Below are 18,645 nucleotides of genomic sequence, written 5' to 3'. Positions count from 1 at the left end.
TGCAGGTGCGTGTCGATCGGACCGATCCGGACTGGACGCGGTTGATGGGGACGGGCAGTCTGGGGCGCAGAAAGGGCTCGGCGCGAAGTAGCGACCATGAATATGCATTCTGAAGGCGTGCAAGTGGACGGTGAGCCGGGCACCCGGCGGCGTCGGTCGTGGTTATGGTATCTTGGGGTTGGTTTGGTGGTGGTGGCATTGCTGGGGCTTGCCGGGGTTGCCGGACTGGGTTGGTACTGGTGGTCGTTGGTCCGCAACTACACCGGGACCGCGCCGGTGGAGCTGCCGGCTGCATCGGATTCGGAGCTGGATCGCACGGCCCTTTGGATTCGGTGGCAGACCTTTTATGAGTCGGTGCGACAGGGCCGGCCGGTGCCGCCCTTCGAGTTGACGGCGGACGAGCTCAACCTCCTGATCACGGGGAACCCTGATTTGCGTGACCACCTGCGGGTGGAAATCACGAACGGAGCGCTTTATGGGCGGTTCAGTTTCCCCCTGGGGCGGGAGGGTCAGCGAGGGTTGACCGGCCGGTTCTTGAATGGTCGGGCCCGGATTCAAATCCAGTTTTCCGATGGTTGGCTGAGTTTGAACGTGGAGGAGATGGAGGCCAACGGGCGCCCGATTCCCCGGTGGATTCTGCGGAGGCTCAGCCGGGAGAATCTGGCGCGGGACCTGGACCGGAACTCCGAAGCGGTGGAGTTTTTGCATCAACTCGAGGCGGTGGAGATCGTGGGGGACCGTTTGGTTCTTCGCCCGTTACCGCCGTCGCCGTGAGGGGGCTGGTGCGGTCGGGTTTTTGGGATCCGTGTGGGGCCGGGTGCGCTGCTCCGGACCGGAGGTGTGAGGTGCCGGGCTTTTGCAGGCTTTGCCGGCGTGGAAAGGGTCCGGGGTGGAGCGGCCGGTGGATTTGACCGTGACCAAGGCTGGAGGCACGGAGCTTTCTTTCCGAACCGGTGGCTCATGATGATTTCCGGTCCGCAAGGGTGGTGACGTCTTCCATTTCTTCAGTTTCGAGGCGGAATTCCCATCCGAAAAGCCGGCGGACCGGGCCGCTCAGGTCTTCAAGGATCAGGTAGGCCGACGGCAGGAGGATGAGCGTGGTGAAGGTGCAGTAGAGGATGCCGAAACCCAGTGAGATGGCCATCGGGATGAGGAAACGGGCTTGGACACTCTTTTCCAGGATGAGGGGCATGAGCCCGGCAAAGGTGGTGAGTGAAGTGAGGAGCACGGCCCGGAATCGTGACGGTCCGGCCTGGCGCACTGCCTCGGACAAGGGCACACCCGCACGGCGACGGCTGTTGATGGCGTCCACCAGGACCAGGCCGTCGTTCACTGCCACGCCGGCCAGGGCCACGAGGCCGAACAGCGACAGGGCGGTCAACATCATGCCCATGATGAGGTGACCCAGCACAGCGCCAACGAAACCAAACGGGATGGCCGACATGACCACCAGGGGGTGGATGTAAGATTTCAAGGGAATGGCGATCAGTGCGAAGATCAGGAACAGGGCCAACAGGAAGCCCCGGGCCAGGCTCCGGAGGGTGTCCTGTTGTTCGCGTTGCTGGCCTTCGAAGCAGTAGCGGAGGCCGGGGTACTTGCCCAGGAGGGCGGGCAGCTCGTGTTCCTGGAGGGAGCGGAGGACCTGGTCGGTGGTGGTGCGGCGCAGGTCCACGTCAGCGGTGACATTGATGGCGCGGCGCCTGTCGACGCGCACGATGGAGGCGTACCCTTGCTCCCAGCGTACCTCGGCAACCTCGGAGAAGGGGACCTCGGTGCCGTCGGGAAGACGGATTCGCATGTGTTCGAGGGCCGCGAGGGACCGTCGCTCCCGGTCGGGATAGCGGACCATGACGCGAACGTCGTCGCGGCCGCGCTGGATGCGCTGGGCTTCCTCACCGTAAAACGCCTGGCGGACCTGGCGGGCGAGATCATGCAGGGTCAGGCCCAGGGCTTCGGCCTCGGGCCGGATGGCGAGGCGGATTTCCGGCTTGCCGGCGCGGTGGGAGTCCGCGATGTCCAGCACGCCGTCGTAGCGGGCCAGGGCCGATTTCAATTCGGCGGCTGCCATGCGCAATTGTTCCACATCGGGCCCGGTGAGCTGGATGTTGATGGCGTCGCCGGTGGTGAAGAGGGCGGAGGTGAAGACCAGCTCGACGGCGCCCGGGAGATCGCCGGTGAGTTCGCGCCAGCGCCGCACCAGCTCGGCGGATGTGACGTGGCGGGTTTCCGCGGGGGCCAGTTGGATATGGACCTCTCCCAGGTTCGGGCGGGCGAAATCGCCGCCCAAGCGACCGCCGTTACGGCTGATGGCGGTTCGATATGGTTGATCCCCGATGGAGCTGAGGATGTGCCGGAACAGCGGTTTGCCGTCGGTGGTGCGGACGCCGGCGTATTCGGCCCGGAGTTTTTCGGCTGCTTGTTCGATCTGTCGGACGGCGGCTTCGACGACCTCGGGGGCTGCGCCTTCGGGCATGGTGACAAAGGCGGCGATGTCATCTCCTTCCACCGGGGGAAAGAACTGGAACCGGACAATGCCGCCTGCGACCAGTCCTGCGGCCAGCATCAATGTGCTGGCGGCAATGGCCGCGACCACGTACCGATGCTGCAGGCACCACTCGAGAAAGGGGGTGTATCGCGTCCGGACAAAACGTTCCAGGCCACGGGCGAAGGCCTGTTGCAGACGCCGGAACGGGTGCCAGCCGGTTTGTCCGTCCGGACCGGGCCGGAAATGGCTCAGGTGGTTGGGGACGCACAACATGCATTCCAGGAGGGAGAAGGTCAGCGTGGGAATGACGATCAACGGGATGTTCCGCATGATCTTGCCGGTGTTGCCCTCCACGGCCAGCAACGGCACGAAGGCGGCAATGGTGGTGAGCACGGCGAAGATGACCGGCCGGCTGATTTCGCTGGCACCTTCGATGGCGGCGCGCAGGCCGGATTTGCCCCGTTGGTAATGGGTATAGATGTTTTCGCCCACCACGATGGCGTCGTCGACCACAATGCCGAGCACCAGCAGGAAGGCGAACAAGGTGATCATGCTGATGGAGACGTCGAGGGCGGGCATGAGCCAGAGGGTACCCAGGAAGGAGATGGGGATGCCCACCGCCACCCAGAAGGCCAGGCGCAACCGAAGGAACAGGGCGAGCAGGAGGAACACAAGGATGAAACCGGTCCGGGCGTTTCGGAGCAGGAGGTCCAGGCGGCTCTGGAGGTACTGGGCATAGTCCATGTAGGGGGTCAGTTGTACGCCGGCGGGCATGCGGAGTTGGGCTTTGGCGACGTACTCCTTGACCTTTCGGCTGATTTCGAGGGCGTTTTCGTCGCCGGTGCGGAACACCATGACCACCACGGCCGGTTTGCCGTTGAAGCGGGCGTGGCGGGCGGTATCTTCGAATCCATCCACCACGCGGGCCACGTCGCCGAGGAGCAGGCGCGATCCATCGGGCAGGGTCCGGAGCGGGAGCTTTTCGAACTCGGGTCCGCGATAGGCCTGTCCTTTGACCCGGAGTTGGAACTCACCCGCATCGGTTTTCAGGGAGCCGCCGGGCAGGTCCAGTGAGGACCGGCGCACGGCCTGGGCCACTTCGTCAAAGGTGAGGCCATGGCGTTGCAGGGCCTCCTCCGAGACCTCGATGGAGATTTCGTAGGGTCGGGCGACGGCCAGCTGGACCTGGGAGATGCCCGGCACGACCGAAAGCTCGTCCCGGACCTGTTCGGCCACGCGCTTGAGGGTGCGTTCGTCGGCGTCACCGGACACGGCGACGTTGATCACCTGGGTTCGGAGGATCAACTCCTGCACCACGGGCTTCTCGGTTTCGGCGGGGAAGGTGTCAATGGCGTCCACGCGTGCCTTGATGTCGTTGAGAAGGCGGCGTGTGTCGGCGCCCGGCAGGAGTTCCACCACCACGGTCCCGAGATTCTCATTGGCCACGGACCGGATCCGCTTGATGCCGTCGAGCCCTTGGAGGGCTTCCTCGATTCGGATGCACACGGCTTCCTCAACCTCTTCGGGAGACGCGCCGCGGTAGGCCACCGACACGGTGATCATGTCGGAGGAGAACTCCGGGAAAATCTCCTTCCGGATTCGGCCCAGGGAGAGCAGGCCGCCCACCACCACCACCAACAGGAGGAGATTGGCGGCGACGCCGTTGCGGGCAAACCAGGCAATGACACCGTTCGGTTTCATGGGTGGGTTGTCTGCGGGGTTGCCCCGGACGTTGGTGGCGTGTGGTCGACGGCCTCGTCCAACACCCGGACCTGCATGCCGTCGGTGACTGCTTCGAGCGGCGTCACACACACGCGGTCTCCCGGTGCCAGTGCGGCCCGAAACACCATCTGGTCGGGTTCCCGCCGGAGGATTTCGACCTGGCGCAGGCGCAGTCGGTTCTCCCTGTCCACCACCATGAGGTCGCGGTCGTATCGGAAGGCCTTGCGCGGGGCCAGATAGACAGGCTCAACTTCCCGGCCGTGGATGGTGGCCCGGACGAACAGGCCGACGGCCAGCGGGGGTTGACCCGGTGAAACGTCGTAGGGTCGGTCCACACGCGCCACGGCGTGGAGCATGCGGGTGCGTGTGTCCACCTCGCCCTCGGTCCGGACGATTCGTCCCTGCCAGGTATGGGTTTGGCCGCCAATCCGGGCCGAGAGGGTGACGGCCGGTCCGGACACCCGGTCATCCGGCTCTGTCACGGCCAGCGGGAGGTCCAGGAAGGCCAGGTCATCGAGGGCGAGCGGCAGCCGAACCTCCACGGAGTCGACCGAGTAGATGCGGCCAAGGGTTTGGCCACGCGTGACGAACTGGCCGACGTCGACGTGCTGGGTGCGGACGCGGCCGTCGAACGGTGCGGTCAGGCGGCAACGCTCCAGGTCGCGCAGGGCGGCTTGGAGCCCGGCGCGGGCTGATTCCACGGCGGCCCGGGCCTGGGCCAACTGGGGTTCGCGGAGCACGAGAGGGTTGGGTGAGCCCCGCCCGTTCAGTTCCCATTCCTCACGGGCGACGCGGGCTTCTGCCTCTTCCCGGACCAGTGCGCTTTCTGCTTGTGCGAGGGTGGCCCTGGCGTGGGTGACGGCCAGTTCGTAGTCGATGGGATCGATGGCGACCAAAAGTTCGTTCTTTTGGAAGAGCCCGCCGGAACGGAAGGACGGTGCCAGGTGAACGATCCGGCCGGCCACTTCCGCGACCAGGTCAATTTCGGTTCGGGGCGTTACGGTGCCCTGGCTGTGGACCAGGAACCGGTGACGGACGGGCGTCAGCGGGATTGCGCGAACGAGGGGCAGGGGCACTTCGGGTGCTGCCAGTTCCGGTCGAGGTCGGGTCCGGATCATCAGCCCTGTCAGCAGAGCGCCGGCCGTCAGGATGGCCAGCGGCAATCCGATTTTGTGCAACGCGCTCATGTTACGGGCGGGTCATGACGTTGGCTGTGGACCCGGGCGGGTCGGGTTCGAACCCGCCGCCCAGGGCCAGGTACAGATCAATGCGGTTGGCCCATCGCTGCCGTTGGACTTCGATCAGATCACTTTCCGCCAGGTAAAGGGCGCGCTGGGATTCCAGCAGGGTGAGATAATCCACGAGGCCCGTTTGGTAGCGCGTTTCGGCCAGGCGGAGGGCGGCCCGGGCTTGTTGCAGGGACTCTTCCAGCGCGGCCTGGCGTTGTCGGAGGTGTTGTTCTGCGACAAGGGCCGTCTCCACCTCGGCGAAGGCGCGGAGCATGACGGAGGCATAGTTTTCCAGGGCCTCGCGCGCCCTGGCTTCCGCAAGCCGCACGTTGGCCCGCAACCTGCCGCCCTGGAGGATTGGCTGTGCGATGTTGCCGGCCAGTGACCAGACATCGAACCGGCTGTCCAAGAGGTCTTGCAGTTCGTTGCTGATGCGGCCGCCGGCGGCGGTCAGGCTGATTCGCGGCCACAAGGCGGCCCTGGCTTCCCGGACGCGGGCCAGCTGGGCGGCCAGTTGGCGTTCGGCCACCACCAGATCCGGCCGTCGTTGCAGTAATTCCGAGGGCAATCCGGCGGGCACGTCGGGGGTGATGGGCGGCAGGGAGCCGGTGTTGGTGAATGTGCCGGCGGGGTAACGGCCCAGCAGGATTTCCAGTTGTCGAAGAGCGGCGTCGCGTTCGCCTTCCCGGGCTGCCAGCATGGCTTCGGCCGAGGCGAGGTTTTGCCGGGCCATTCGATCTTCCAGGGCCGTTCGGGTGCCTTCGCGGTAGCGGGCGGCGATGCGGTCGGCGGTTCGGGCCAGCGAATCACGGTTCGCACGGGCCAGCTCGCATTGTTGTTGGGCCGCCACCAGGGCCAACCATGCGCGAGCGGTTTGGGCTGCCAGGGATTGTTGGGCCGCTCGGTACATGGCCTCAGCGGCTTGCAGTTCAGCCAGGGCGGCTGTTTGTCCGGCGCGGATACGCCCCCACAGGTCCAGTTCCCAACTGACGTTGAGGGATACCCCGTAGGAGGTGGAACGTGAGGAGAGTGGGGTGTTTTCGCGGCCCGGGATGGGCAGGCCGACGAACACCTGCTGGCGGCGGGTGGCGTCCCCGTTGAGGGTCAGTTGCGGGGGAAGGGACGCACCGGCGATCCGTGCCTGGGCCACTGCGGCATCCACGCGTGCGGCGGCCTGACGAAGGTCGCGATTGTGCTCCAGCGCCTCGCGGATCAGGGCGGTGAGGGTCGGTCCGCCGAGGGACTCCCAACAGCGCCCTTCCACAAATGGTTCGTTTGGGGCGGGAGCCGCCCAATGCTCCGGGACGGGCAGGTCAGGCACGTGCGTCTGCTTGGGCGGGCTCGCGCACGAGACCAGGAGAAGCAGGGCGGGATACCATGGGACGCACCGGTTCATGCTCGGGCACCTTGCCTGCGTTTTCGTGGTTGGGTCGGGGCCGGATCTGCGCGAATGCCGGCTGCGGCGTAGCGGATCAGGTCTTCCAGGGCCGTTTCGGTGTCGATGCCGGTGAGAGGCAGGATCGGGTGGGCGAGAGCAGGGGGTTTGAGCAGGCAATGGACGGCCGCGCCCAGGCTGAAGAAAAGACGCCGGGCAAGGACCGGTTCCGGGACTTCCGGCACGGCCCGGGCCAGGGCAGCCGTGAACCGGTGGAGCACCGGGCCAAACTGGCGGGCCAGCAGATCCCCCCACGATGCGTCGGCCTCACTGATCAGGCGCCCGTAGAGACGTCGGAGTTGATCGACCTGCTCGGTGTCCGCTCCGGCCTCGTGGACGGGGCGGAGAAACGCTTCCAGAACCGGTTCCAGGGGCAGGCGTCCGCGCGGATGCGCCCGCTCCAGCGAGTCCAATAATTGGAGGCGTCGTTCGTTGACGGGGGCCACCCTGCGTTGGATGACCGCCTCGATCAGGCCGGCCTTGGATCCGAAGTGGTAGTGGATGGCGGCCAGGTTGACTCCGGCCTGTCGCACGATGCGGCGGATGGAGGCCCGGGCAAAACCCACTTCGGCGAACACGGCCTCGGCGGCATTGAGGATGGCCGTGCGGGTATCGGGTGCGGGCGCGGGTTCGGCCATGTTCAAACGCATGATTGAAACGAACGTTTGTTTGAATCTTGGCCGGACCCGTCGAGGGACGTCAACCGTTTTCCGGTGATGGCCTCGTACCTGGTGGTCGGAGGCATGGGGAGGGGAGCGGGGAAAGGACGGCGTCGGGCGGTCGTGGGGTCGGGTGGGTGTGCTGTCAGGCCGGGGACATGCCGGGCCTGGCCTGGAGGGCTTGTGGGTTCATGGAAACGAGCCCAGGATGGAGTGCTGTGAAGCAGGATCGGAAAGGTTGGGTGCCATTGCTGGCGGTGGGTTTCGGGGTGGTGTTGCTGGTCCTTTTGTGGCTGGGGGCCGAGGGGCTGGCTGGACGGGTTGCTCTGAGACGTTACGAGGCGGCATTGGAGCGGGCACGGTCAGCCCGGACCGAAGCCCGGGAGGGGCTGGCTACATCACCCGAAGAAGATGGTGCACCTGCAGCCTGGGAGGCGCTGGCGCAGTTGGGGGCACCTCCCTGGTCCGTGCGGAGAGCAAACCAACGGGCGCACTCGGGAGGTGTCCTGGTGACGTGGCGACTTTCGGAGTGGTATCGGCGCCGACCAGACCCACCCGAGGGGTGGGAACGGGTGGAGGCGTCGGAGTATTGGAAGGAGGTGGCTGCCAGTCTTGCGGAAAGGCGGGCAGCTTTGGAGGCGCTGGTGGCGGCCCTGCAGAAGCGCCGGTTCAGTTCCGACGTGGATCCTAAAAAAACGACTGAAGCACGGCGGTATTTCCAGACAGGATGCGCATCTCGCTGGCTGCGCGCAGCCACGTTACTGGCCCTCCGCGAGGGACGTCGGGAAGACGCTTCGAGGTTTCTCGAGGCCCTCATTCGGACACCCCTGCTCCTTGTGGAGGATGCGGTGTTAGGTAGCGATATTGTCAGGAGGATTGCTGGGGTGATCGCGTGGGAGACCACATGGGAGGCGCTTCAGTTGGATGGATGGTCGGACGATGACCTCGCGCGGTGGCAGAGGGCCTGGGAGAGCAACTGCTGGCTGGGCCCCATGATCGCAGCCATGGAGAACGAGAAGTTTCAAATCTTCGCCGAGTGGGACCGGATGCGCCACTCTGGTCCTTCCGACGTGATAGGTGCTATGGAGCCCTTGGTCGAGGACCCACCCGACTGGTTGGACCCCGTGGTATATCATCCCGCGGTTAAAGGGTTGGATGCTACGCTCTGGCTGTACGTGTGGTCGTATGGGGAGCAGTCGCGGCTGCTGCGGTTTTTAGAGGATTGCACGGCCCTGCTGCGTGATGCGGAAAAGCATCGGAACGGCCTTCGTTTGCGATCTGAGCTGGAGGCTGTGAGTGAGCGGTTCAATCCCCGCAGTCTTTACGAGCGGCTCCACAACCGGTTTAGTGACTACCGGTCAGGCTACCAAAGGGAGGCATTGGAGGCGATGGAGTGGGAGACGGACCGATCTCTGGTGTTGGCCGCACTGGCGTTGGAACGGTATCGGCTGCGGTACGGTGTGTATCCCGGGCGGCTGGAGGAGCTGGTGCCGGAGTTTTTACGGGAGGTGCCCACTGATTTTATGGATGGCAAGCCGATCAGGTACCACAGGCGGCCCGACGGTTCGTTTGTGCTGTATTCGGTGGGGTGGGACGGATTGGATGGCGGGGGTGACCCTTCCATTCCGCCCGGTTCCAAGCTGCCGCTTCGTTGGGAGTGGCCCGACGTGGACTGGCCACGGCCCGCCACCGAGGCTGAAGTGGAGGCGTATTGGCGGGAACTGTTGAAGCGGCCGTGAAAATGTCTTTTCGGGCGGGCAATGCAGGGCACGGCAGTTGGGTGGGGTTACCACGGCAAGGCTGCGGCCCGTCGTGTTGAGGACGCTCGAGTCTGGCGACGAGCCTGCGACGGATCTGCAAAAACCTCGTTCCTGGAATTCGGGGGGCGTTGGAGCCAATGTGTGGAGGGCGGGTAAGCATACCTCGTACGTTGGGTGGGGCGGACCGATGGGGGAGCCGGGGCAAGTTGTGGAGCGTTTTTGAGGCCGGCGATTCGTGGCCGGCTTGTTGGGGTTGCCGGGTGGCGTGGGCCGGATCTCCGGAAAGTGGCGGGCTTGTGACGGTGCCGGGTTCGCAAATGCTTGTTGACGGGTTGCGGGATTTTGCTACCGTGTGGGGCCTGTTTAGCGGGAGTTTTTGCATGAAGACGTATTTGCCAAAGGTGGATCCGGATACGCGGAAGTGGTACGTGGTGGACGCGGCCGGGCAGGTGTTGGGTCGGCTGGCCGCGCAGGTGGCGAACCTGTTGCGGGGCAAGAACAAGCCCATTTTCACCCCGCATCTGGACACGGGTGACTTTGTCATCGTGATCAACGCGGAGAAGGTGGTTCTGACGGGGAAGAAGGAAACCCAGAAGACGTACATGAGCTACTCCGGTTGGAAGGGCGGTGAGAAGTACCGGACGGTGGCCGAAATGCGGGCGCGGCATCCGGAGTTTTTGATTGAGCATGCTGTGAAAGGCATGTTGCCGAAGAACCGGTTGGGCCGTGCGATGTTCAAAAAATTGAAAGTTTACCGGGGCAGTGAGCATCCGCATGCGGCGCAGAAGCCGGAGGTGATCACGCTGTCGAGGTGACGGTGGATCCGGAGGTGGGGTTGGTAGATTCGATCCAATGTTGAGGAGACTATGAGCGAGACGGTTCAGGCGAACCAGCAGACGGGGCAACCGGTGGTGTATTGGGGGACGGGCCGGCGCAAGACGGCGGTGGCTCGTGTCCGGCTGTTGCCGGGTACGGGTCGGATTGTGGTCAACGGTCGTCCCTTTGAGAACTATTTTCCACTGGAAGCGTTGCGGGTGCACGCGTTGCAGGCCCTGGTGACCACGGGGTTGAAGGACAAGTTTGACGTGCGGGTGAATGTACAGGGTGGCGGGGTATCCGGCCAGGCCGGCGCGATTCGGCTGGGGATTGCCCGTGCGCTGCTCAAGATGGACCCGAACTTGCGGCCGGTCTTGCGCGCCGAGGGTCTGCTGACGCGGGATTCCCGGGAGAAGGAACGTAAGAAGTACGGTCAACCGGGCGCGCGCAAACGGTTCCAGTTCTCGAAGCGTTGACCTTTGGGTTGCTGCGAGGGTTTTTGCAGGGCCGTCCTATCGGACGGCCTTTTTTGTTTGGGCGGAGAGGGTGCATGGGACAGGTCGGCAGATGCGCGGATCTTGGTGCTGAGCTTTCCGGGCCTGCCCAGGTCTGGCCTGCTGGCACCGTACAGGAGGTGGAGGCCACGTTTCGATCCGAAGGGGTCGTGCCCTCGTGCGTGAAGGTCTGGGGCGGGCTTGGGTGGCAGGAAAGTAGCTCAACGGCCCTTCGGTGGCTGCGTGGGACGGCTTGCGGGATCAGGTGTTGTGGGGATTTCTCATGCAGCTTGCCTGCGCAGCTGGGGGGAGCGCGGATCTCTCGGGGCAGGAGGTTGTGGGCCGTCCGTGTGGGGATTGTTGGCGGCTACTTTCCGTTCGGTGATGTCGCGGGGGTGGAGCGGACTACTGCGGGGATGAAGAGGAGACGGCCGTGGTGCGAACCCTGCTGGCTGCGGGGCCGGGTCGTCCGCGGTTTGGCCGGTTTGGTCGTTTGGGGGCTGAGGGGACCTGCGGGCGCACCGAGGCGTTGGTTGTCTCCGAGACCCGGCGGGTGTGTCAGTCCGGTCGGCCGGGTTTCCGGGTAGCGGCAGGTTTGGGAAGGTCGGCGGTTGGGACGACGTATTTGAAGGAAGTACCGGGCCGGCTGCCGTGGGTTGGTTGCGGTGGTTGGGGTTTGTGGGATGGAACTTAAGCTGTAGCGGGTGCTGGGCTGCCGAGTCCGGGCAGGGTGGGGCTGGCGGGTTTGGGTGGGATTTCGGGCACGGGCGTGCCGGCGGGCGCGCCCATGGGGGGCTCGCCCTTGGGCGTGGGTGGTCGGACTGTGAGCCGACCAGTCTTGACGATTTCCTCGACCTGGCTGCCGTCGAGGGTCTCGTATTCCAGCAGTGCGTTGGCGAGGATTTCGAGTTTGTCCCGGTGGGTTTCGAGGAGTTTTTTGGCCACCTGGTATTGCTCGTCAATGATGCGTTTGACCTCCTGGTCGATTTCCTCGGCGGTTCGTTCGCTGTAGGGGCGGTGGCTGGCGATTTCGCGGCCAAGGAAAACGTATTCCTCGTCGCGGCCGTAGTGGACCATGCCGATGCGCTCGCTCATACCCCATTGGGTGACCATGGCGCGGACGATGTTGGTGGCCTGTTGGATGTCACCGGCGGCACCGGTGGAGATGTCGCCGGAGACCATTTCCTCGGCGATGCGTCCTGCCATCATGACGGCGACGGTGTCGAGCATTTCCTTGCGGCGTCGGTTGAGGACGTCGCCGCGTGGGAGGGACATGGTGGCGCCCAGGGCCTGGCCGCGGGGGATGATGGTGACCTTGTGCAGGGGTTGGGCGTTGGGGAGCAGGACGTTGACCAGTGCATGGCCGGCTTCGTGCCAGGCGGTGCATCGTTTTTCCTCGGGCGTCATGGCGAGGCTGCGCCGTTCGCGGCCCCAGCGCACTTTGTCCCTGGCTTCTTCGAGTTCTTCCATGCCGACGGCCTTTTTCCCGGCGCGGGCGGCCAGGAGGGCGGCTTCGTTCAGCAGGTTGGCCAGTTCGGCTCCGGAGAATCCCGGGGTGCTGCGCGCGATGACAGAGAGGTCCACGTCGGGGGCGAGTTTGATGTTGCGGGCGTGGACCTTGAGGATGGCTTCACGTCCGCGGACATCGGGGAGGTTGACGACCACTTGACGATCGAACCGGCCGGGTCGGAGCAGGGCGGGGTCGAGCACGTCGGGCCGGTTGGTGGCGGCGATGATGATGATGCCCTCGGTGGTGTCGAACCCGTCCATTTCGACCAGGAGGGCGTTGAGGGTTTGTTCGCGCTCGTCGTTGCCGCCGCCGAGGCCGTGTCCGCGGCTGCGGCCCACGGCATCAATTTCGTCAATGAAGATCAGGCACGGGGTATGTTTTCGGGCTTGTTCGAACATGTCGCGGACGCGACTGGCACCGACGCCGACGAACATCTCGACGAAATCGGATCCGCTGATACTGAAGAAGGCCGCGTCGGCCTCGCCTGCGATGGCCTTGGCCAGCAGGGTCTTGCCGGTGCCGGGAGGCCCCACCATGAGGACGCCCTTGGGGATGCGCCCGCCCAGGCGCTGGAATTTCTTGGGGTCCCGCAGGAACTCGACCAGCTCGGCCACCTCCTCGATGGCCTCGTCAATGCCGGCGACGTCTTTGAAGGTGGTTTTGTTGCGTTCCTTGGTGAGGAGCCGTGCCTTGCTTTTGCCGAAGGAGAGCGCGCCTTTACCTGCCATTTTGATCTGGCGGATGAAGAAGAACCAGATGAGGGCGGCGATGAGCAGGATGGGCAGGATGCTGAGCAGGACGTTCATGAGCACGACGTTCTGCTCCTGGGGTTCGAAGTTGGGCAGGCGCAGGAGGCGATCTTCCATGGCCTCGGTGAGCCGGGCCCGGGCGCGGAAGGGCACTTCCTTGTCCTGACCGTTTTCCTGGATGCGACGGCCCGAGGGGTCGGTGGCGTAGTAGGTGCCGACGATCTCGGTCAGGAACGGAGACTGCGCACTGTAGATTATGCGTGCCTTGGCGATCAGGTTGGATTCGACCAGTTGGAGGAATCGCGCCTGGGAGATTTGGACCGCCTCCTGTTGAGTTCGATTGCGCAGGGACATCAGCACGATGACCCCGGCGACAATCATGACCCACACCATCCAGGTGCGGGGCTGCATGCGGAACTCCGGAGGGCGGTGCGAACCGCCGGAATTACTCCGATTTGGATTGGATTCTGCCATGTTTGAGATCGTTAATCCCGTGCGAAGCTAACACGGCTGTGGAGGCGCTGCAACCAGGGTTTGCCCGGCGGGTGTTGTCGGGTTGGTGTGTGCGGGGTTGATGCAGGGCCGAATCGATGGCGCGGCCGTGGCTTGCAGTGCAGGGGAGAACACTCCCCAAGGGAACGACGGGCATCGTCATGCATGGTGGTTGAATCCCAAGGGCCGCAGGCCGCCCGGGGGGCGGTTCCGAGTTTGTCATCAAGTCCCGGTTCAGGCCATCCCATTGGGGTTGAACGTCACTGCTGGCGCCGAGCGGTTGGCGTTGGGGGGTGCGGCGGTTTGGGCGTGGCATGTCCGGGGTTCGGATCCTTGGCGGTGGCAGGTCCGGCCTGTCGCGGCGAGTTGCGGTTGAGCTGTTGCCCCTTTGGCTGCGGAGGTGCCCGTGCGGCCCAGGGCGGGCGTTGGGTCGCCAGGTTTCGGTTTTTGGGCGTACGCAGGCGGGCTGGCCATGGTTGGTTGGGACGCTGACGCGGGTTGAAGTTTCACGGTTCGGCCAGCTCCGGCGGAAGTTCTGGCGGACCGGCGGGTGTTTCTCTTGTCCATGCCCAGCGAAGGCGGTGTCGGGTGTTCGGAGTGAGCTTGAACGCCTCGCCGGGTCGGAGTCCTTCGACCCAGAAGATGGTTCCGTTGGAAGCGATGGCGAGGAGGCGTCGCCGGCGTTCGTCGGGTGGAACGCCGGCTTCCGTGAAGAGGTCCTGGAGTTTGGCGGGCCGTGGCAGTCCCAGGGGTTGGAAACGGTCGCCGGGTTGCCAGAAGCGGAGCAGGACGATGCGTCCGACGGCGTCGGCGTCGAAATACTCGACGCGCGGTTTGTGGGGTGGGCGCCGGTCCCCGCGTGTGGGGGTGATGCGCCAGGACAGGTGGACGCCTTCGAAGGTGGCGTGACCGGCCCGGGTGAGTTTCAGCGCGGCTTGACGGGGTTGGAAGGCGAGCTGTGTGGGTGGGGCGACCTGGACGCGTCCCTGGGGATTGCGCAGGAACCATGTGTGGGGGCCGGCGGTGACACGACGTCCGGGGTGGAGCCGGAGCTGTTCCACCAGCTCGAAGGTGGGTTCGTGGCCCAGCTGACGGAGTTGCAGGCGCAGGACGGCGCGTTGGACGGCCTCGGGTAGCTGGTCAAATGGCGTGTCCGGGGTGGCGAGCCATCGTTCGGCCCAGAGTCGGACGGCGGCGGCTTCGGCGCCGACGATTTCCATGAGCCTGGGGATGGTGTGTCGGAGGCCGGGTTGGTAGGCCGATTCCAGCAGGGGGAGCAGCTCGTGCCGGATACGGTTGCGGAGGATGTCGGTGGAGCGGTTGGAAGTATCTTCGCGGAACGGGACCTGGCGCAGGGCTGCGTAGGCGCGCAGGGTGGCGCGCGGGACGTCCAGGAGGGGCCGGACCAGGAGGGTTGTCGGCGAGGGTTCGGCCGGGGACATGGGCGTTTGTGGCGCGGGGGATTTCCAGCGCATGCCTTCGAGTCCCTCGCCGCCAGTGCCGCGGAGGATGCGGAGGAAAAACAGCTCCAGTTGATCGTCGGCGTGGTGGCCCAGGGCGATGACCGGGCTGCCCCAGTCGCGGGCGGTTCGAAGCAGGAAGTCCAGGCGCAAGGCCCGGGCGGCCATTTCGAGGGACCAACGGCGTTGTCGGGCCAGGGCGCGCACGTCGCCGCGGCCGGCAAAGAAGGGCAGTTGGAATCGCGTGGCTTGCTGGCGCACGAGGGCTTCATCGGCGTCGGCGGCTTCGCCGCGGAGCTGGTGATTGAAGTGGGCGACTGCGAGGGCCCATTCGAACCGCGGTGCCAGGCGGTGGAGCAGGTCCAGAAGGACCATGGAATCACATCCGCCGGAGACGGCGACCAGCACCTTTTGTCGGGGTTCGATGAGCCCGAGCGATCGAAGGTTGGCCGCCACGTGGTGGAGCAGTTGTTGGGCGGCGCGGGCGTTGGGGTCAGCGGCGGCCGTCATACCAGAGGAAACAGGCCTTGCGGTCGGTCACGGTTTGGCGGTGGTGGCAGGCGGCCCGGAGCCAGAAACGGAGCAGTTCGGCCGGGGTGTAGAGGTGAAGTTTGCGGGCGGAGGTGAGCAGGGGATGGCGATGCAGGATGACGATCCGCTGGTGGCGGGTGCGGGCCAGGGTGCGTAGGCGCCGGGTGAGATCGATTTCCTCGGCGGCGTAGAGGTCTTCGTTGAATCCGCCGACGGTGTGGAAGGCCTCGGCACGGACGAAGATGAAGGCGCCGGCGAGCCATTTGCCGCAGCGGCTGGCGAGGTTCCAGCAGGCAAGGGCGCATTGGCCGAGCCAGTGGTTTGTGTCCATTCGCAGGGTAGAACCGCCGGCGAGGACTCCGGGATCGTTCATGTGCCGGGCCACGTCTTCGAAAAGGGGCGTGTCGGGCTGGGAATCGGCGTCGAGGAACACCAGCCAATCGCCCGTGGCGGCCCGGGCGCCGCGGTTTCGGGCCCGGGCGATTTGTCGGACGGGCTCGTGGACCACGGTGGCACCTGCGGCGGCTGCAATGCCGGCGGTGGCGTCGGTGGAATTGTTGTCGCAGACGATCAATTCGGTTTGCCAGGAGCGTCGGGTGAACGCATGTGCGGCCTTCTGGACGGCCTCGAGGGTACCGCCAAGGAGTTGTTGCTCGTTGTAGGCCGGGATGACGATGGAGATCCGCACCGGTGGACAGTGTGGCGGGTGGTGGTGGGACCGGCAACCGGAAAACCGGGGGCCCGGTGCGTCCGGGGGCGGTTGACGGTCGGGGCCGGATGGGGAAGCTCATTGGAGAATGTTGTCCTTCGTTAACGCTCCGGCCCGGCCGGGGTCCGTTGAGGTTGGTGGTCGGTTTTCGAGGTTGGGGTTGTGGGGCGCGGTTGAAGAACTCGGAGGCGGTCCTTGGTGGTCGGTGGGAGGCACGGTGGCGAGTGGTGGCGTCGTTGTGGGCGGTTGCCGGGCACGGGCATGGGATCGGGTTGTGGTTGGCAGGGGTGGGGATGTGAATTTCGCGGAGGGTTGCAGAAATCCCTGTTATGCGGTTGACGGTATGTTTAGGATGCGCCGGGCTCTGAACCCCGGCCGGGCGAGGGTGCGGGGTGCCGGGCGGGTCGGGCAAGATTGGAAAGGCTGGCTGCGGATTGGGAAATTGGAGCTTCGAGAGCCATGAACGAGGCAGTGGGCAACGTGTGGGGGACGTTGGTGGTGTATTGTGGTTTGGTTGGGGCGGCCTCCCTGGCGGGGGGTGCCCTGCCCTGTTACCTGGCGCTGACGCACACGCGGTTGCAGGTGGCGGTGAGCCTGGTGGCGGGTTTGATGTTTGGGTTGGCGTTGGTGCAACTGCTGCCGCACGCGGCGGAGGCGGTGGGGTCGGTGTCCGTGGCTTCCGTGTGGGTGGTGGCGGGTTTTGTGGCGATGTTTGTGCTTCAGCGGTTTTTGCCGTTTCACGAGCATGATGTGATGGAGGGGCAACCGCGGGCGGCCTGTGGTCATGCGCATCCGCCGGCGTTGTTGCGGGGTGGGCCGCTAGGGTGGGTGGGTGTGGCGGCGGGGTTGTCTTTGCATTCGGTTTTGGACGGGCTTGCGCTGGCCAGTGCGGTGGCGGCGGTGGACCACGGGCACGGGCACGGGCTGGGGGTGGGGACGTCGTTGGCGGTGATCCTGCACAAACCGTTTTGTGCGTTGTCGGTGACGACGTTGATGGTGGCGTCGGGGACATCGCGGCGGTGGTATTTTCCGGTGAATCTGGCGTTTGCACTGGTGACGCCGGTGGCGGCGTTGATGTTTTTCTGGGGGGGCCGACCGGTCTGGGAGGCGCATCCGGTGTGGCTGGGTTATGCGCTGGCGTTTTGTGCCGGGACATTTTTGTGCATTGCTTGTGCGGATCTTTTGCCGGAGCTTCAGTTTCATGCCCACGACCGTGTGAAGCTTTCCCTGGCGTTGGTGGTGGGGGTGATCCTGGCTCTCTGGATCGGGGACCATGCGCACGGAGACGGGTCGCGGCACGACCACGACGCATCGCAGGGGCCTGCGGTGGAGGCGGGGTCGCCGGGCCGGACGCCCGGGGTCGGTGCGGGCGGTGAGGGCTCTGAGGGTCGGTGAAGCCCCGGCCGGCCTTTTCCCGGGAGGTGGCGGATTTGGCGGGCGGAAACCAGTGCGATCAGACGATTTTTGTCCGACCGCTGCCGCGCACGACCTCGCCAATGATCCAGGCGCGGTGGCCCTGGCGCCGGATGAATCTCAGCACGGCGTCTACCTGCTCGGGTGCAACCAGGATGACCATGCCGATGCCCATGTTGAAGACGTGGAACATCTCGGGTTCTTCCACGCGGCCGCGGTCTTGGAGGTAGGTGAAGATGGGCGGAATTTCCCAGGTGCCTTTGCGGACGAGCACGTCGCACCGGGGTGGGAGGACCCGCGGGATGTTGTCGAGGAATCCACCGCCGGTGATGTGTGCCAGGGCGTGGATGGGGCGGCCGGAGTTGCGGGGTTGGGTTGCTCCGGTTTTGAACGGCTGGAAGCGACGCAACAGGGCTTGCACGAGCGGACCGTAGCTGAGGTGCACTTTGAGGAGTTCCTCAGCGATGGTGGTGCCGAGCTCGGGGACACGGGTGGTGGGTTTGAGTTTCAGCTGTTCGAACAGGATACGTCTGGCCAGTGAATAGCCGTTGGTGTGGAGGCCACTGGAGGCCAGTCCAATGACGGCGTCTCCGGGTTGGACTTGTTTGGGGCCGTCAATGATGGCTGCTTTCTCGACGGCGCCGACGATGGTGCCGCAGAGGTCGTATTCGCCGGGGGCGTAAAAACCGGGCATTTGGGCGGTCTCGCCCCCGATCAGGGAGCATCGGTTTTCGGCGCAGGCTTTGGCCAGGCCGCGGATGAGCTGTTCGAAGACGCGGGGTTCCAGCTTGCTGGTGCCGATGTAATCGAGGAAGAAGAGCGGCTCGGCCCCCAGCACGGCGATGTCGTTGACGCAGTGGTTGACGAGGTCCTGGCCGACGGTGTCGTGGCGGTCCAGTGCGAAGGCCACCTTGAGTTTGGTGCCCACGCCGTCGATGGATGATACGAGGACGGGTTGCCGGTACTTTCGCAGGGGCAGGGCAAAAAGACCGCCGAAGCCACCCACTTTGCCCAGCACTTCCGGTCGTTGGGCCCGGGCGAGCCACCGGGGCAGGCCGGCCTTGAGGCGGTTGCCCAGATCAATGTCCACCCCTGCTCGGGCGTATACGCTCCGTTTCATGGCGCGGGAGGATATGGGGAGGGACGCGGATCGTGGCGAGCCGAAAAAGCGGTTACCTGCA

At 65.2% G+C, this 18,645-nt stretch carries 13 protein-coding genes; 5 read left to right on the top strand and 8 right to left on the bottom strand.

Going from position 1 to position 18,645, the window contains the following annotated elements; all coding sequences use genetic code 11:
• Positions 1–96 precede the first annotated feature (96 nt).
• Positions 97–774, top strand: coding sequence for a hypothetical protein (locus tag G4L39_RS02930; protein WP_165105768.1), 678 nt, complete (start codon positions 97–99; stop codon positions 772–774).
• A 184-nt stretch (positions 775–958) separates the two neighbouring features.
• On the opposite strand, the gene G4L39_RS02925 is transcribed toward G4L39_RS02930, so the two are convergent.
• From G4L39_RS02925 to G4L39_RS02910, 4 genes are read right to left on the bottom strand one after another with little or no spacing between them, the layout of a single operon-like run.
• On the bottom strand, positions 959–4,186 hold the full coding sequence (locus G4L39_RS02925; protein ID WP_165105767.1) for an efflux RND transporter permease subunit: 3,228 nt from the start codon (positions 4,184–4,186) through the stop codon (positions 959–961).
• Positions 4,183–5,394, bottom strand: coding sequence for an efflux RND transporter periplasmic adaptor subunit (locus G4L39_RS02920; protein ID WP_165105765.1), 1,212 nt, complete (start codon positions 5,392–5,394; stop codon positions 4,183–4,185). The genes G4L39_RS02925 and G4L39_RS02920 overlap by 4 nt, the downstream gene beginning before the upstream one ends.
• A 1-nt stretch (position 5,395) precedes the next feature.
• A complete protein-coding gene (locus tag G4L39_RS02915; RefSeq protein WP_165105763.1) occupies positions 5,396–6,832 on the bottom strand; it encodes an efflux transporter outer membrane subunit in 1,437 nt (478 codons plus the stop codon).
• The gene (locus G4L39_RS02910) at positions 6,829–7,521 is read right to left on the bottom strand and encodes a TetR/AcrR family transcriptional regulator (protein ID WP_165105762.1); all 693 of its coding nucleotides are present in this window, start codon (positions 7,519–7,521) and stop codon (positions 6,829–6,831) included. The genes G4L39_RS02915 and G4L39_RS02910 overlap by 4 nt, the downstream gene beginning before the upstream one ends.
• Before the next feature lie 227 nt (positions 7,522–7,748).
• On the opposite strand from G4L39_RS02910, the gene G4L39_RS02905 reads away from it, so the two are divergent.
• From G4L39_RS02905 to rpsI, 3 genes are all read left to right on the top strand, one after another.
• Positions 7,749–9,269 (top strand): hypothetical protein, encoded by a 1,521-nt coding sequence (locus tag G4L39_RS02905; RefSeq protein WP_205880737.1) that lies wholly within the window; start codon positions 7,749–7,751, stop codon positions 9,267–9,269.
• A 401-nt stretch (positions 9,270–9,670) separates the two neighbouring features.
• Positions 9,671–10,105 (top strand): 50S ribosomal protein L13, encoded by a 435-nt coding sequence (gene rplM / locus G4L39_RS02900; protein ID WP_165105759.1) that lies wholly within the window; start codon positions 9,671–9,673, stop codon positions 10,103–10,105.
• A gap of 51 nt (positions 10,106–10,156) precedes the next feature.
• Positions 10,157–10,582, top strand: a complete 426-nt coding sequence (gene rpsI / locus G4L39_RS02895; RefSeq protein ID WP_165105757.1) for a 30S ribosomal protein S9 — start codon at positions 10,157–10,159, stop codon at positions 10,580–10,582.
• A gap of 708 nt (positions 10,583–11,290) precedes the next feature.
• On the opposite strand, the gene ftsH is transcribed toward rpsI, so the two are convergent.
• From ftsH to G4L39_RS02880, 3 genes are all read right to left on the bottom strand, one after another.
• Entirely contained in the window at positions 11,291–13,270 is a 1,980-nt protein-coding gene (ftsH, locus tag G4L39_RS02890; protein WP_205880743.1) for an ATP-dependent zinc metalloprotease FtsH, read from the bottom strand.
• 587 nt (positions 13,271–13,857) lie between these two features.
• Entirely contained in the window at positions 13,858–15,321 is a 1,464-nt protein-coding gene (tilS, locus tag G4L39_RS02885; RefSeq protein WP_165105755.1) for a tRNA lysidine(34) synthetase TilS, read from the bottom strand.
• Positions 15,305–16,030 carry a glycosyltransferase gene (locus tag G4L39_RS02880; protein ID WP_165105753.1) on the bottom strand — a complete coding sequence of 242 codons (726 nt, stop codon included), beginning with the start codon at positions 16,028–16,030 and terminating at the stop codon, positions 15,305–15,307. Before G4L39_RS02880 ends, tilS begins: the two co-directional genes overlap by 17 nt.
• Positions 16,031–16,510: 480 nt before the next feature.
• Here G4L39_RS02880 and G4L39_RS02875 point away from each other — a divergent pair, with 480 nt between their 5' ends.
• On the top strand, positions 16,511–17,446 hold the full coding sequence (locus G4L39_RS02875) for a ZIP family metal transporter (protein ID WP_165105751.1): 936 nt from the start codon (positions 16,511–16,513) through the stop codon (positions 17,444–17,446).
• A gap of 58 nt (positions 17,447–17,504) precedes the next feature.
• On the opposite strand, the gene purM is transcribed toward G4L39_RS02875, so the two are convergent.
• Positions 17,505–18,584 carry a phosphoribosylformylglycinamidine cyclo-ligase gene (purM, locus tag G4L39_RS02870; RefSeq protein ID WP_165105750.1) on the bottom strand — a complete coding sequence of 360 codons (1,080 nt, stop codon included), beginning with the start codon at positions 18,582–18,584 and terminating at the stop codon, positions 17,505–17,507.
• Between the last annotated feature and the right edge of the window lie 61 nt (positions 18,585–18,645).

It is taken from the genome of Limisphaera ngatamarikiensis (genome assembly GCF_011044775.1).
Taxonomy (GTDB): Bacteria; Verrucomicrobiota; Verrucomicrobiia; order Limisphaerales; family Limisphaeraceae; genus Limisphaera; species Limisphaera ngatamarikiensis.
Note: the sequence above shows the minus strand (reverse complement) of the source record. Positions and strands in the feature narration are given on the sequence as shown.

Coding starts and splice junctions, on each gene's coding strand:
- G4L39_RS02930 (WP_165105768.1), top strand. CDS start 97: ATGAATATGCATTCTGAAGGCGTGCAAGTGGACGGTGAGCCGGGCACC.
- tilS (WP_165105755.1), bottom strand. CDS start 15,321: ATGACGGCCGCCGCTGACCCCAACGCCCGCGCCGCCCAACAACTGCTC.
- G4L39_RS02915 (WP_165105763.1), bottom strand. CDS start 6,832: ATGAACCGGTGCGTCCCATGGTATCCCGCCCTGCTTCTCCTGGTCTCG.
- G4L39_RS02875 (WP_165105751.1), top strand. CDS start 16,511: ATGAACGAGGCAGTGGGCAACGTGTGGGGGACGTTGGTGGTGTATTGT.
- rpsI (WP_165105757.1), top strand. CDS start 10,157: ATGAGCGAGACGGTTCAGGCGAACCAGCAGACGGGGCAACCGGTGGTG.
- G4L39_RS02925 (WP_165105767.1), bottom strand. CDS start 4,186: ATGAAACCGAACGGTGTCATTGCCTGGTTTGCCCGCAACGGCGTCGCC.
- G4L39_RS02920 (WP_165105765.1), bottom strand. CDS start 5,394: ATGAGCGCGTTGCACAAAATCGGATTGCCGCTGGCCATCCTGACGGCC.
- rplM (WP_165105759.1), top strand. CDS start 9,671: ATGAAGACGTATTTGCCAAAGGTGGATCCGGATACGCGGAAGTGGTAC.
- purM (WP_165105750.1), bottom strand. CDS start 18,584: ATGAAACGGAGCGTATACGCCCGAGCAGGGGTGGACATTGATCTGGGC.
- ftsH (WP_205880743.1), bottom strand. CDS start 13,270: ATGCAGCCCCGCACCTGGATGGTGTGGGTCATGATTGTCGCCGGGGTC.
- G4L39_RS02910 (WP_165105762.1), bottom strand. CDS start 7,521: ATGCGTTTGAACATGGCCGAACCCGCGCCCGCACCCGATACCCGCACG.